This window comes from Paraburkholderia phytofirmans (genome assembly GCF_046028095.1).
Classification (GTDB): Bacteria; Pseudomonadota; Gammaproteobacteria; order Burkholderiales; family Burkholderiaceae; genus Paraburkholderia; species Paraburkholderia phytofirmans_A.
The window spans coordinates 343,456-357,049 of the sequence record NZ_JAQQDJ010000002.1; the positions used below are offsets into that span (position 1 = coordinate 343,456).

The window sequence follows — 13,594 nt, forward strand, 5'->3', positions numbered from 1 at the left end:
CGCAGCAACCGCCGCGCTCTGCCGGCTAGTAGCCCTAAATAATTGGAGGAAGACATGAGCGACCTGCTCGTCAAACCGTCGAAGCATGCCGAAGACGGCCGGATCATCCATATCACGCCAGACAGCGCCGGCTGGAAATACGTCGGCTTCGATGTTTTCGATCTCATGCCCGGCGCGACAGTGACTCGGGAGACGGGCGATCGCGAAGTCGTGGTCGTGCTCGTCAAGGGGCACGCAATAGCCGGTTGCGAAGGACTCGCGAGCCGCGAGATCGGCGCACGGATGTCGCCGTTCGAAGGCGCGCCGTGGTCCATGTATGTGCCCCCGCATACGCGCTACACGATCGTGGCGACGGACGAGGTCGAACTCGGCATCTGCTCCGCGCCCGCGAAGGGCGGTCTGCCGCCGCGCTTCATTGCACCTGACGAGGTCAAGCAGGAAACCCGCGGCGCTGGCGCCAACCTGCGTCACGTGCGCCACATCCTGCCCGAAACCGAGCCGGCGGAGAGCTTGCTGGTGGTGGAATCGGTGACGCCCGCGGGCAACTGGTCGAGCTATCCGCCGCATCGTCACGATACCGACGATGGCGAGCAGCAGACCTATCTCGAGGAAACCTATTACCACCGCGTCTCGCCGCCGCAGGGCTTTGCGATTCAGCGCGTCTACACCGACGACCGCAGTCTCGACGAAACGCTCGCGGCGTACGACAAGCATGTCGTACTGGTGCCGCGCGGCTATCACCCGGTCGCCGCCGCGCACGGCTATAACCTCTACTACCTGAATGTGATGGCCGGTCCGCGTCGCACCTGGCACGTACACAACGAGCCGGCGCATGAGTGGTTGCTACAGTCCGGCGCAAGCGTCGCGGCGGACGGCGTGCGCTGAGTGCCGTCGCGGTAAGTCAGTCGCTGTCGGCGTCCGGGCCTTGGGTATCGAATCCGGCGGCCTCGCGCAGCGCTTGCAGCATCGCCCGCGCACCCGGTGAGAGCCGGTCGCCGCGTCGCGTGACGATGCCCGCCGGTCCGAGTTTCAGATCGAGTTCGAACGGCAGCGGTTCGAGCGCGCCGGCAATGCAATACGGACGCACCGGCTCGCGCGCAAGGGGCGCAATCATATCGCTCATTTGCAGCAGGCTCGTGATGACAGGCAGCGACGAGCTCTCGACCACATCCGTCGGCAACGCGAGATGCCGTTCGAGAAAAAGTTGCGTGAACTGATTGCGCATCACGTTGCCTTTCGGCGGCAGGATCCACGTTTGCGGCGCCAGCTCCTTCCAGCTCAGAGACTTGCGCTTGACGAGCGGATGGCCAACGCGTGCGAACAGCGCGTGCTGCGCTTCCGCGAGCGGGGCGTAGTGCAGTTCCGCCAGATCGTCCGGATTGCGGATTCGCGCGACGATCATATCCAGCTTGCCTTCCTGCAGACGCTGCACCAGCACCTCGCTGAATTCCATCTCGATGTTGACGCGAATCTGCGGAAAGCGCTTCTTGAGCGCCGCCACGGCTTGCGGCACGAGGTTGGTGGCCGCCGTGACCTCGGTGCCGATCATCGCTTGCCCGGTCAGGCCGGCTTTGAGCGCGGACACTTCGTCGTACGCATGCCGCAACTCCGCCAGCACGCTGCGCGCATGGCGGATCAGCACCTCGCCGTACCAGGTGGGCTCGACACCGCGCGGATGCCGTTCGAACAATGGCACACCCATCGTGTCTTCCAGTTCGCGCAGCAACTTGGTCGCGCCGGGTTGCGTCATGTGCGCGGCGTCCGCCGCGCGCAATACCGAGCGATGGATGTCGAGCTGAACGATTAGAGCCAATTGGCGTGTCTTAAGACGCGTGGGGTCGAAGCGGCTCGTCGCGATGGTCCCCGCGCCGTCCTCCGGATGAATTGCCGAAGTCACGATGTCGCCTCCATGTATTCCGTATCGATATAGATCTTGCGTTATTTTTCATTATAAAAGCATATCGATCGATTCTACTATGCAGCAGACGCCCTGCATTCCAGGGCGGCCGGTTTCCCATCATGGGCATCGAGAACGGGCTGCATCCAGCATCCGCGCATGCAGCCGCACAGGAGACGAAGAAGCAATGAACATCCGTACCGCAGACATCCCGCCGGAAGGCATCACGACCGACGAGTTCCTCGGCCGCGTCGCCAAGGTCCGCAGCGCACTCGACAAAGCGGGCCTGGTCGGCCTGCTGGCCTTCGGCGATTGCTGGCGTGGCGCGAACATCGGCTACTTCACCGAGTTCCGTCCGCTCGACGGCGTATCGGACATTGCCAACGCGATCCTGCTGCTGCCGGTGGACGGCGACCCCGTGCTGTTCGTGTCGGATCAATGCTTCGACTACGCGACGAGCGTGACCGCCTTCGAGGTGCGCAGCCTGCGAGAAGTCACGCAACAGGTGCAGGCATTTTCGGCGCGGCATCGCAGCGGCACGGTCGGCCTCGCCGGCGCCGCCTATATCCCCGCGGATTTGCTGCAGCGCCTGAACGCCGGTCTCGGCGAACTGAAGCTCGAACCGACGATGGTGCTGGCGGAAATCAAGGCGATCAAGAGTGACGCCGAAGTGGCGCTGATGCGCAAAGCCGCCGCCTTGACCGATTCGGCGATGGCCGCGATTCGCGACGCGCTCGCCGACGGCCGTCCCTACACCGAGCGTGAACTCGCGCTAATCGCCGACCGCGCGATGCTCGCGGGAGGAGCGGAGCGGACCGCGTTCGATTCGATGGTGCAATCCGGTCCGCGCTCGGCGTATAACCTGGCGCGTCCCACCGACCGTATCCTGCAACCGGGCGACCTGATCATGACCGACATCGGCGCGCGTTATCGTGGTTATGTCGCCGATGGCGGACGCGGTTTCACCTACGGTCCGGCGAATCCCGAGAAGATGGCGATCGTCGCGGCAGCGGCGCGCGCGGTCGAAGCGGGGCTGGCCGCCGCGCGTCCCGGCATGGCGGCCATGGAACTGAACGCGGTGATCCAGCAGGCGCTGGTGAAATCGAACTACGAGCAATACTCGAGCGAAGCGCGCGGCCATGGCACCGGTCACGGCACCGGCATGGATCCGGAAGAAGAGGCGCCGTGGATCGGGCCGGGCAACAAGACCGTGCTGCAGGAAAACATGGTCTTCACCCTGAAGGCGACGATCACGGTACCGAACGTCGGCGGTTTGCGCACGGAACGTATCGTGCGGTTGACCTCGGGCGGCGTCGAAACGCTCGACCAGTTCCCGATGGAACTGCACTGGTGAGCGCAGCGAATTTAACGTAACGTGCCGGCGAATCCGCGCCGCCGGCACGCAGCAGTTCAAGACATAGATTCCCAGAGAAGGGAGGAGACATGAATACATCGCCTGTTTCATCCGGCAACGCGCCGGTTATCAGCCGGTCGGCCGTCAACCGTGTGCTGGTCGCTTCGGTGGTCGGGACCGCCATCGAGTGGTACGACTTTTTTCTCTACGCCACCGCTTCGGCGCTGGTCTTCGCCAAGCTGTTCTTCCCCTCGTTCGATCCGGTGGTCGGCACCATCGCTGCGTTCGGCAGTTTTGCGGTCGGCTATCTCGCACGGCCTTTCGGCGCCGTGTTTTTCGGGCACTTTGGCGATCGTATCGGACGTAAGGCGACGCTCGTCGCGACGCTGACGATCATGGGCGTCAGCACCTTCGTGATCGGCCTGCTGCCGACTTACTCGTCGATCGGCGTCTGGGCGCCGATCCTGCTGGTGGCGATGCGCTTCATGCAAGGGCTCGGCGTCGGCGGCGAATGGGGCGGCGCGGTGCTGATGGTGGTCGAAACGGCGCCGGCCAGCAAGCGGGGCTTTTTCGGCGCGTTCCCGCAATTGGGCGTGCCGCTCGGGCTGATGCTCTCGACCGCAGTGTTCAAAGCCGTGTCGAGTATGCCGTCGGACGCGTTCTATTCATGGGGATGGCGCCTGCCGTTCCTGCTGAGCGTCGTGCTGATCGCGATCGGCCTGTTCATCCGCCTGCGCGTCATGGAGTCGCCGGTATTCGAACAGATCAAGGCTAGCAAGCAGGTCGTGAAGGCGCCGCTGGTCGAATTGCTGCGCCGGCATCCGAAAGACCTCGTGCTGACGATCGGCACGCGCTTCGCAGTCGACATCACCTTCAACGTGATCAACGTGTTCGTGCTGGTCTACGGAACGACGCGGCTCGGTTTGTCGCGGGGGCTGCTGCTGAACGCCATCATCGTGGGCTGCGCGTTTGCGCTGATCACGCTGCCGCTGTTCGGCAAACTGTCGGACGTGATCGGACGCCGGACTGTGTTCATGCTCGGCGCGGTGTTCGTCGCGATCTATGGATTCGCGTTCTTTCCATTGCTCGAGACGCGCAATCCGACCTTGATTTTCGTGGCGTACGTCTGCGGTATCGCGTTGAGCCAGGCGTCGGTGTACGGCGTGCAATCGACGTGGTTCGCGGAACTGTTCGGTACGCGGGTGCGCTATACGGGGGCGTCGCTGCCGTATCAGATCGCCGGCATTATCACGTCAGGGCCGACGCCGTTGATCGCCACCTATCTGTTCGCGACCTATGGCCAGACGCTGCCCATTTCGATCTATATCGCGGCAACGGGGTTGCTGAGCCTGGTGTGCGCGTTTTTCCTCGCGGAGACTTTCAGGCGGGATCTGTCGGCAGAGCCGGAAGATGAAGCGGCCGCGGCGCTGGGCGCGCGTGCGTCAGCGCACTCGCCGCGTCCTTTGACGCGCTGAGCGCAAATCGATCCGGTTGCGATGCCGTGTATCACCTGGCCGATTGCGGCGACGGAGCGGCGGCCGTCGAGTCGCAAACGAGGATGCGAATGGACGCCTCGTCGGCCAGGTCAGTCGCAGGGGCGCCGGTTTGGGACGGCGGCACGGCTCGACCCTGCGGCGTGCAGGTCCTGCGCTTGCTGCGCAGCGCTAAAAAGATTCCATGGTCGGTGAGCGGGAATCAGGCCGACGTTGACACTGCAAGAGGAATTCGCTATTGTCTGACAACCTGATGAAAACGAGATTCTGTTGATGCTTGAGCTTGAACGTCCCGATTCGCTTGTGCAACGTGTGGTAAGCGCACTTCGCGCGGAAATCGATGCTGGTCATTTTCCTGCCGAGTCGCGCCTGCCAACGGAGCAGCAACTGTCGGAACGGCTCAACGTGAGCCGCTCAGTCGTGCGCGAGGCAATCGCGCAGCTGAAATCGGACGGCGTCCTGGTTGCCCGGCGCGGCACAGGATCGTTCATTTCGCAAACGCCGTCGGGGACGGTTTTTCGGCTGCCGAGCGGCGGCAACCAGAAGCTCGATCTTGCGCAACTGTTCGAAATGCGTTTGTGGATCGAAACCCAGGCCGCGATGACCGCGGCGCGCCGACGTACCCCGGAAGATCTGAAGCGCATGAGCGACGCGATCCGCGAGATGGAAAAGAAACGCCTTGATTTCGACGCGGCTTCCGCGGCGGATGTCGCGTTTCACCGGGCCATCGCTGCAGCAACCAAGAACGAGTATTTCGTCGCGTTCCATGACTTCCTGCGCGGCCAACTGGTGGCGGTGCGTCGCGCGCAGTGGGCCAACACGGCGAGCCACGCGGGCGATTACGCGCGCCAGGAGCACGGCGAGCTATACGAGGCTATCGAGCGCGGCGACCATCGTGCCGCCGCCGAGTCCGCCGAGCGGCATCTGCGCGCCGCAGCCAAACGCCAGAAAATCGAGTTACCCCCTAGCGATTGACGGTAGCGGGCAGGCGGCGCGGACCTTGGCGGTCCGCGCTCACACCCGCGAGGCGATCTCTTTTTTTGACCACTTAGTCTGACAACCTGATAAGCGGACGAGACAGCGTTTAGCAAGCTGAACCGCGAGTAGAAGCGAACAAGAAAACATGATTTACGACTTTTGCATCATTGGTGGCGGCATTGTCGGTCTCGCGACGGCGATGGAGTTGCTGCAACGGGAGCCCACGGCTTCGCTGCTGCTGCTCGAGAAAGAGACCACGCTCGCGAAGCATCAGACCGGACACAACAGCGGCGTGATTCACGCGGGCATCTACTACCAGCCGGGCAGTCTGAAGGCGGAGTTGTGCAAGCGCGGCGCCGAGGCAACCAAGCAGTTTTGCGCGGAGCACGCAATTCCGTTCGACGTGTGCGGCAAGCTGCTGGTCGCGTCGAATCCGCTCGAACTATCGCGCATGGAAGCGCTTTACACGCGCTCGCAACAGAACGGTTTGCGCGTTGAGCGGCTCGACGCCGCCGAGTTGCAGCGTCGCGAGCCGAATATCGTCGGTATGGGCGGCTTGTTCCTCGATGCGACGGGGATCGTCGATTACCGTCAGGTATGCGAAGCGATGGCGCGCGTCATCAGGAAAGCGGGCGGCGAAATTCGCCTCGGCACGCAGGTCACGTCGATTGCCGAGTTGGACGATTACGTTGCCGTCGGCGCTTCGGACGAACAGCAATGGCGGGCAAAGAAGCTGGTGGTCTGCGGCGGCCTGCAATCGGACCGGCTAGCCCGGCTCGCGGGCGTGAAAATCGATCACCAGATCGTGCCGTTTCGCGGCGAGTACTACCGCCTCCCGGCCTCGAAGAATAACGTGGTGCGCCATCTGATCTATCCGATCCCCGACCCGGATCTGCCGTTTCTCGGCGTGCATCTGACGCGGATGATCGACGGCAGCGTGACAGTCGGACCGAATGCGGTGCTCGGGTTCGGCCGCGAAAACTATCCGAAGCTTTCCGTGAATCTGCGTGACGTCGCCGAATACGCCGCTTTTCCCGGTTTCTGGAAAACCATCTGGCGCAACCTGGGCTCCGGCATGGGCGAGATGAAGAACTCGCTGTTCAAGCGCGGTTATCTCGAGCAGTGCCGAAAATATTGCCCGTCGCTGACGGTCGACGATCTGTTGCCTTATGAAGCCGGCATTCGCGCGCAAGCCGTGATGCGCGACGGCACGCTGGTGCACGACTTCCTGTTCGCCGACACGCCGCGCATGGTGCACGTGTGCAACGCGCCTTCGCCGGCCGCGACCTCGGCCATGCCGATCGGCTCGATGATCGCCGATCGCATTCTGAAGGCCGCGTAACTGACTGGCGCCCATCGGCACGCCCATTGAACAACACCGTTTCCGCCGACGAGGCCAGTCATCGCCTCGTTGGATTTTCCGTTGTGTCCGCCGTGCATCGGCAAAGCGCAACTCTTCTCTGCATTGAAAAAAATGACTGGAGACCTCGCAGTGCATAAGTCCCTCGCAACCTCTTCGAAACCTCTCGCCGCACACGTGGCATTCGCATTCGCCGCGCTTGCCGCCGCGGGAGCGCCGGCAGCGGTTCACGCGCAAAGCAGCGTGACGCTATACGGCATCATTGACGAGGGCATCAACTACACGAGCAACGTACAAACGAGCCCGGGCCAGGGACACAGCCAGTACAGCCTGTCGAGTGGCATTCTGAGCGGCAGCCGTTGGGGTCTGCGCGGTAATGAAGATCTGGGCGGCGGTATGAAGGCGATCTTCGTGCTCGAAAGCGGTTTCGACGTGAACAGCGGCAAGATGGGCCAGGGTTCGCTGCTGTTCGGCCGCCAGGCGTATGTGGGGGTTTCGAGCCCGTACGGCACGGTCACGTTCGGCCGTCAGTACGATCCGGTGGTCGACTACATCCATCCGCTGATGCCGAGCGCGATGTTCTCGGGCAGCATCGGCGCGCATCCGGGCGACCTCGACAACCTCAACAACACCAATCGCGTGAACAACGCGGTCAAGTACCGCACGGCCAGCTATGGAGGCTTGACCGCGGAAGGCATGTATAGCTTCGGCGGCGTGCCGGGCAGCATGGCCGGCAACCAGATCTACTCGCTCGGCGCCGGTTACGCTCGCGGGCCGCTCACGGTCGGCGTCGGCTACCTGAATGCGCGCAATCCGAATGCCTCTTTCTTCGGTACGGCAGTCGGCGCGACGGCGGCCACCAACAACTTCGGCAGCTCGCCGGTGATCAATGGCTATGCCTCGGCGCAGAGCGAAGAGATCATCAGCGCCGGCGCCACCTACGTGATCGGCGCGGCGACCCTCGGCGGGATTTATTCGAACACGAAATTCAGGCATCTGAGCGGCGCGGTGTCGCCGCTCAATCCGGCCGGCGTGGGCGGCACCGCGAGCTTCAACAGCGCTGAAGTCAACTTGCAGTATCAGCTGACGCCGGCGCTCTCGTTCGGCGCGGCCTACAACTACACCGACGGCGGCGGGGCGAATCACGCGAAATATCAACAGGGCTCGCTGAGTGCCGACTACATCGTCTCCAAGCGCACCGATTTCTATCTGATCGGCGTTTTGCAGCACGCGTCGGGCACCGATTCGACCGGGCGCGCAGCGCGCGCCTCGCTTAATGGCCTGACGCCTGCATCGGGTAACCAGCAGGCGACAGTCCGTTTCGCGATTCGCCACAAGTTCTGACGCCCGGCCGGCCACCACTTCATCGAAACCAGGAGTAAATCTGTGACCTCAGCGACCGCAGCGACTATCCCGAGCCCGCTCACCGACGAGAACCGCGCCTGCCTGCGCAACGTCAGCACGGCGACCCTGACCACGGCGCTTTTCAAGCGCGGCCTTCACAACGTTTGCGTGCAAGGCGTGCTGCCGGTCAATCCGGCGGCCGCGCGCATGGTTGGCGAAGCCTATACGCTGCGCTACATTCCGGCCCGCGAGGACCTCGACCACATCGGCGTGTTCTCGGATCGCAGCCATCCGCAACGCCGCGGCGTCGAGGAGATTCCACCTGGTCACGTGATGGTGGTCGATTCGCGCAAGGACGCGCGCGCGGCCTCGGCGGGCGGCATTCTGATCACGCGGATGATGATGCGTGGCGTGGCCGGCGTCGTCACCGACGGCGGCTTTCGCGATACGCCGGATCTGCAGAAGCTCGACTTCCCATGCTATCAGGCGCGTCCGTCGGCGCCGACCAACCTGATTCATCACCATGCTATCGATCTGAACGTGCCGATCGCGTGCGGCGACGTGGCGGTGTATCCGGGCGACATTATCGTCGGCGATGCGGAAGCGGTCGTGGTGATTCCGGCGCATCTGGCCAACGAGATCGCTAAAGAAGCCGCGGCGATGACGGTATTCGAAGACTGGGTCGACGCCCAGGTGCGTGCTGGCCGCTCGACCTTCGGCCTGTACCCGCCGGACGAGGCGACGCGCGCCGACTTCGAAGCATGGAAAAAGAGCCCGTCTGCAAACGGGTCTGGACTATAAGCAGGGAAACGGTGACCTGTGCCGCGCAATGATGCAGTCGCGCGAGCGCAGGTGGCCGCTCTAACAAATGATTCTGTGCGGCGAGGCCGTACGAAACCACCCGCATCAGCATTTACGACGGACCGCGCAAAAGGCGGTCCGGCATGGAGACGACAGTGACCGATCGAAGCATTGAAGACCAACTTTTTACGCGCATAGCGTGGCGGCTCGTGCCGTTGCTGATTGCGATTTTCCTGGTCGCGTATATTGACCGCGCCAATATCGGCTTCGCCAAGCTGCAGATGCTGAGCAGCCTGAAGATGAGCGAGGCGTCGTACGGCTTTGCGTCGTCGCTGTTCTTCATCGGCTATCTGGTGTGCGAGGTACCGAGCAATCTGTTGATGCATCGCTTCGGCGCGCGCCGCTGGATCTCGCGGATCATGTTCACGTGGGGCGTCGCGACGCTGCTGCTCGCGTGGACGCCTTCGGCATTGGCCTTCCAGATCCTGCGCTTCCTGCTCGGCGCCGCGGAAGCCGGTCTTTATCCGGGGATCATCCTCTATCTCGGCATGTGGTTTCCTGAACGGCAGCGCACCGGCATCATCGGCTTGCTGACGCTCGGCAGCAGCATGGGTAACATGCTCGGCTCGCTGATCGGCGGCTTCTCGCTGGAACTGCATGGCGTGGCCGGCCTCGCAGGCTGGCAGTGGGTGTTCCTGACCACCGGCGCGCCTGCCGTGCTGCTCACCTTCGTCACGCTGTATTGCCTGCCAGATGGCCCGCAGTCTGCCAACTTTCTGACGGCCCGCGAGAAAGATGTCGTCGAAAGCCGGTTGCGCGCGGACCCGCCCGCCGCCCGCCTTGCCGGCGGCAGTGGCTGGTCAGTGGCCGCGCTCGTTACGGTGGCGCTCTTTAGCGTCGGGTACGGAACCATCTCTATCGCGATCTACGGCATCGCGTACTGGCTGCCGACCCTGGTCAAAGGCTTCGGCGTGACGAGCAGCGTCAACGGCATGCTCAACATGATTCCGTGGTTCATCACATCGCTGATGCTGCTGTGGTTGCCGCGTCGTCTGAAAACGCCGCGCCGCGTGCTGATCGCAGCGTTCTGTGCAGCACTGCTCGGCATTCTGTGTTTTATCGCCAGCGTGGGGCCGTTCAGCAACGCCGTGCGTTTCGCAGCGCTCTCGTTCGGCGCGCCGTGTCTGTATCTGATGATCCCGTGTTTCTGGGCATTGCCCCCGCGCTTGCTGCCGGCCTCGTTCATGAAGGGCGCGGGCGGCGCTGCGGCGCTCGCGGTGATTGCGGCGGGATCTAGCGTTGGCGGCTTCCTTGCACAAAACATCATGCCGTGGGTCGGCAAGGTAACGGGCAGCACCTCCGCGCCGATGCTCGTGCCCGCCGTTAGCCTGCTGCTGCTCGGCACCGGCGCGCTGGTGGTCTGGTTGCGGCTTGGTCTCGCGGGCCGCGGCGGACCGGAGGCCATGTCCACAGCGCAATAAGTTTTAACGCTCAACTTAACGCGACGCGTCGGCCATTTTTTTCAATTCAATTCTTTCGTTTAGCAGGTCAGTCATGGCAGACACTATGCCCCACGTCGGGGCCGCAATTGCACGGCAGCAAATCGAGGTCATTCTTGAAGCTTGGGGCATGTCGCCCGGGCAGGTCGCGGCTTCGGCCGACATCCTGATCGATTCCGATCTGAAGGGCATCGACTCGCACGGCATCTCGATGCTGATGTTCTACGACCAGTTGTATCGCGCCGGTCAGATCGACATGAAGGCGAGCGCGCGCATCGTGCGCGAGACCGCGACTACCGCGCTGATCGACGGCAATGCGGCGATGGGACACCCCACGTCGCGCATGGCGATGGAACTGGCTATAGAGAAAGCGCTGGCGTGCGATATGGGCGCGGTCTCCGTGTTCAACTCGCAGCATTTCGGCGCGGCGGGCTACTACGCGGAAATGGCGGCTGAACGCGGACTGATCGCGATGGTGTCGTGCTCGACCCGGCTTGCAACGGTGGTGCCGACTTTCGGGGCCGAGCCGATGCTCGGCACCAATCCGTTCGCCTTTGCCACGCCGGCCGGCCGTCATCCGCCGGTGATTCTCGATATGTCGACCAGCGTGGTCGCGTCGAACAAGGTCAAGGTGTACGCGTTGCAGGGCAAGCCGTTGCCACCGGGCTGGGCGCTCGACGCGAACGGCAATCCGCTGACCGATTCAGCCGAAGCTTACCGGCTGCTGTTCGAGCGCCTCGGTGGCGGCCTCGCGCCGTTGGGCGGCGACGGCAAGACACTCGGCGGTCACAAGGGCTACGGCCTCGGTTTGTTCGCGCAGATTCTCGGCAGTACGCTGGGCGGCGGTTCGTTCTCGCCCGTGCGCAACCGCACGCAAAAAAGCGCTGAGCCGGACAACATCGGCCATTTCTTCCTTGCCATGAATCCGGCGGCGTTCCGTCCCATCGAGGAATACCACGCTGACCTCGACGCGGTCATCGATGCGCTGCGCGAAAGCCAGCCCGCCGACCCGTCTCAGCCAGTATTGATCCCAGGGGATCCTGAGCGTCTCACGCGCGTCGCCCGCAGCGCGGAGGGCATTCCGATGCCCGATTCGTTGCGCGAGAAGATCCGCGAAGTCGCACAGTCCGCGGGCGCGCCTTTCCTGCTGACTGTTTGAGTTTGAGGCGCGGGCTGAATCTCGCGACCCTGACCATGGCGGCGTGCGCAGCGCGAAGACCTGCGAGCGCTGCCCACCACGCCAATTACAACGAGCACAACACCAAGTGACAGCACCCATTCTCGGCCACAACTACATCGGCGGCCAGCGCAGCGCGCGTGGCGATATTTCGTTGCACAGTCTCTCGGCATCGACCAGCGAAGCTTATCCGGTGGCTTTCTCTCAGGCGACCGACGCTGAAGTCGACGCAGCCGTCGAGGCCGCGGCGGCAGCATTCCCGCGTTATCGGGCGCTGCCCGCGAGCGCTCGTGCGGATTTCCTCGACGCAATCGCGGCGGAGATCGACGCATTCGGTGACGATTTCATCGCCGACGTGATGCGCGAAACCGCTTTGCCGAACGCGCGTATCGTCGGTGAACGGGCGCGTACCAGCAACCAGATGCGACTCTTCGCCAAGGTTTTGCGCCGGGGTGATTTCTACGGTGTGCGCATCGACCAGGCGTTGCCCGAGCGGCAACCGCTGCCGCGTCCCGATCTGCGGCAATACCGGATCGGCGTCGGCCCGGTCGCGGTGTTCGGCGCGAGCAATTTTCCGTTGGCGTTTTCCGTTGCCGGCGGCGATACCGCCTCCGCGCTGGCTGCCGGCTGTCCGGTCGTGGTCAAGGCGCACTCCGGCCATCTGGTGACGTCGGAGCGCATGGCGGACGCAATCGAGTGCGCGATTCGACGCACCGGCATGCCGGCAGGGACTTTCAACATGATCTATGGCGAGCGCGTCGGTGCGCGCCTCGTGCAGGCGCCTGGCATTCAGGCGGTTGGCTTCACCGGTTCGCTGAGCGGCGGCCGGGCGCTATGCGATCTTGCGGCAGCACGTGAACAACCCATTCCGGTGTTCGCGGAGATGTCGAGCGTGAATCCGGTGTTTGTGCTGGAGGGCGCGTTGCAAGAGCGCGGTGCGGCGCTTGCCAATGAACTCGCGGCCTCGGTCGCGACCGGTTGCGGCCAGCTGTGCACAAGCCCCGGCCTCGTGCTCGGCGTACGTTCGCCGCGCTTCGGCGCATTCATCAACAGCCTCGGCAAGGCGATCGAGCGGCAGGCGCCGCAGACTATGCTGAATCCCGGCATCTTCGCCAACTTCCGCGCAGGCCTCGAACGCGCGTCGAATCACGCAGGCATCACCTTGCACGCAGCCGCGCAAGGTGAAGCACAGCAAGCCGCCGCACAGCTGTTCGTCGCCGATGCCGCGTTGCTGTTCGATCCGCGCCGGCCGCTCGAAGAAGAAATCTTCGGACCGGCCACGGTCGTGGTCGAACTCGACAGCGCGGAACATCTGCTGCGCTTCGCGTCGGCGATGCGCGGCCAGTTGACGGCCACGCTGCTCGCGTCGCCCGGCGATTTGCTGTCGCACCGCAAGCTGATCGAACGGCTCGAGGAAAAGGCCGGGCGTCTGCTTGTGAACGGCTATCCGACCGGCGTCGAGGTGTCGAACGCGATCGTTCACGGCGGCCCCTGGCCTGCCACATCCGATGCGCGCGGCACCTCGGTCGGCACGCTCGCGATCGACCGTTTCCTGCGGCCGGTGTGCTACCAGAACTACCCGGACGAGTTGTTGCCCGACGCGCTGAAGAATGCCAATCCGCTCAAGCTGACGCGGCTCGTCGATGGAGAGATGACTCAGCGTTCTCTCGACTGTGCGGCCGCTCGCTAAG

General features: G+C 63.7%; 11 protein-coding genes. 10 read left to right on the plus strand and 1 reads right to left on the minus strand.

Annotation, left to right across the window (positions count from 1 at the left end):
- The first annotated feature begins 54 nt into the window (after window positions 1-54).
- Complete coding sequence (gene iolB, locus PQR54_RS06015; RefSeq protein ID WP_408244494.1) at window positions 55-885, plus strand: 5-deoxy-glucuronate isomerase; 831 nt, start codon at window positions 55-57, stop codon at window positions 883-885.
- Between the two features lie 16 nt (window positions 886-901).
- Here the strand turns inward: iolB and PQR54_RS06020 are convergent, their stop codons facing one another.
- A complete protein-coding gene (locus PQR54_RS06020) occupies window positions 902-1,897 on the minus strand; it encodes a LysR substrate-binding domain-containing protein (protein ID WP_408244495.1) in 996 nt (331 codons plus the stop codon).
- Between the two features lie 187 nt (window positions 1,898-2,084).
- On the opposite strand from PQR54_RS06020, the gene PQR54_RS06025 reads away from it, so the two are divergent.
- The 9 genes from PQR54_RS06025 to PQR54_RS06065 all read left to right on the plus strand — a co-directional run bounded on the left by PQR54_RS06025 (window position 2,085) and on the right by PQR54_RS06065 (window position 13,593).
- Window positions 2,085-3,251: a M24 family metallopeptidase gene (locus PQR54_RS06025; protein WP_106304467.1), complete on the plus strand. Its 1,167-nt coding sequence runs from the start codon at window positions 2,085-2,087 to the stop codon at window positions 3,249-3,251.
- Between the two features lie 89 nt (window positions 3,252-3,340).
- Window positions 3,341-4,726, plus strand: a complete 1,386-nt coding sequence (locus PQR54_RS06030; RefSeq protein ID WP_408244496.1) for an MFS transporter — start codon at window positions 3,341-3,343, stop codon at window positions 4,724-4,726.
- Between the two features lie 291 nt (window positions 4,727-5,017).
- A complete protein-coding gene (locus tag PQR54_RS06035) occupies window positions 5,018-5,719 on the plus strand; it encodes a FadR/GntR family transcriptional regulator (RefSeq protein WP_408244497.1) in 702 nt (233 codons plus the stop codon).
- Window positions 5,720-5,867: 148 nt separating this feature from the next.
- A complete protein-coding gene (gene lhgD / locus PQR54_RS06040; protein WP_408244498.1) occupies window positions 5,868-7,064 on the plus strand; it encodes an L-2-hydroxyglutarate dehydrogenase in 1,197 nt (398 codons plus the stop codon).
- Between the two features lie 150 nt (window positions 7,065-7,214).
- Window positions 7,215-8,426: a porin gene (locus PQR54_RS06045; protein ID WP_494478640.1), complete on the plus strand. Its 1,212-nt coding sequence runs from the start codon at window positions 7,215-7,217 to the stop codon at window positions 8,424-8,426.
- 42 nt (window positions 8,427-8,468) lie between these two features.
- A complete protein-coding gene (locus tag PQR54_RS06050; RefSeq protein ID WP_408244499.1) occupies window positions 8,469-9,227 on the plus strand; it encodes a ribonuclease activity regulator RraA in 759 nt (252 codons plus the stop codon).
- A gap of 143 nt (window positions 9,228-9,370) precedes the next feature.
- The gene (locus PQR54_RS06055; protein WP_408244500.1) at window positions 9,371-10,708 is read left to right on the plus strand and encodes an MFS transporter; all 1,338 of its coding nucleotides are present in this window, start codon (window positions 9,371-9,373) and stop codon (window positions 10,706-10,708) included.
- Between the two features lie 73 nt (window positions 10,709-10,781).
- Window positions 10,782-11,885 carry an Ldh family oxidoreductase gene (locus tag PQR54_RS06060; RefSeq protein ID WP_408244501.1) on the plus strand — a complete coding sequence of 368 codons (1,104 nt, stop codon included), beginning with the start codon at window positions 10,782-10,784 and terminating at the stop codon, window positions 11,883-11,885.
- Between the two features lie 106 nt (window positions 11,886-11,991).
- Window positions 11,992-13,593 carry an aldehyde dehydrogenase (NADP(+)) gene (locus PQR54_RS06065; protein WP_408244502.1) on the plus strand — a complete coding sequence of 534 codons (1,602 nt, stop codon included), beginning with the start codon at window positions 11,992-11,994 and terminating at the stop codon, window positions 13,591-13,593.
- The last annotated feature ends 1 nt before the right edge of the window (window position 13,594 follow it).

Coding starts and splice junctions, on each gene's coding strand:
- lhgD (WP_408244498.1), top strand. CDS start 5,868: ATGATTTACGACTTTTGCATCATTGGTGGCGGCATTGTCGGTCTCGCG.
- PQR54_RS06035 (WP_408244497.1), top strand. CDS start 5,018: ATGCTTGAGCTTGAACGTCCCGATTCGCTTGTGCAACGTGTGGTAAGC.
- PQR54_RS06055 (WP_408244500.1), top strand. CDS start 9,371: ATGGAGACGACAGTGACCGATCGAAGCATTGAAGACCAACTTTTTACG.
- PQR54_RS06025 (WP_106304467.1), top strand. CDS start 2,085: ATGAACATCCGTACCGCAGACATCCCGCCGGAAGGCATCACGACCGAC.
- iolB (WP_408244494.1), top strand. CDS start 55: ATGAGCGACCTGCTCGTCAAACCGTCGAAGCATGCCGAAGACGGCCGG.
- PQR54_RS06030 (WP_408244496.1), top strand. CDS start 3,341: ATGAATACATCGCCTGTTTCATCCGGCAACGCGCCGGTTATCAGCCGG.
- PQR54_RS06060 (WP_408244501.1), top strand. CDS start 10,782: ATGGCAGACACTATGCCCCACGTCGGGGCCGCAATTGCACGGCAGCAA.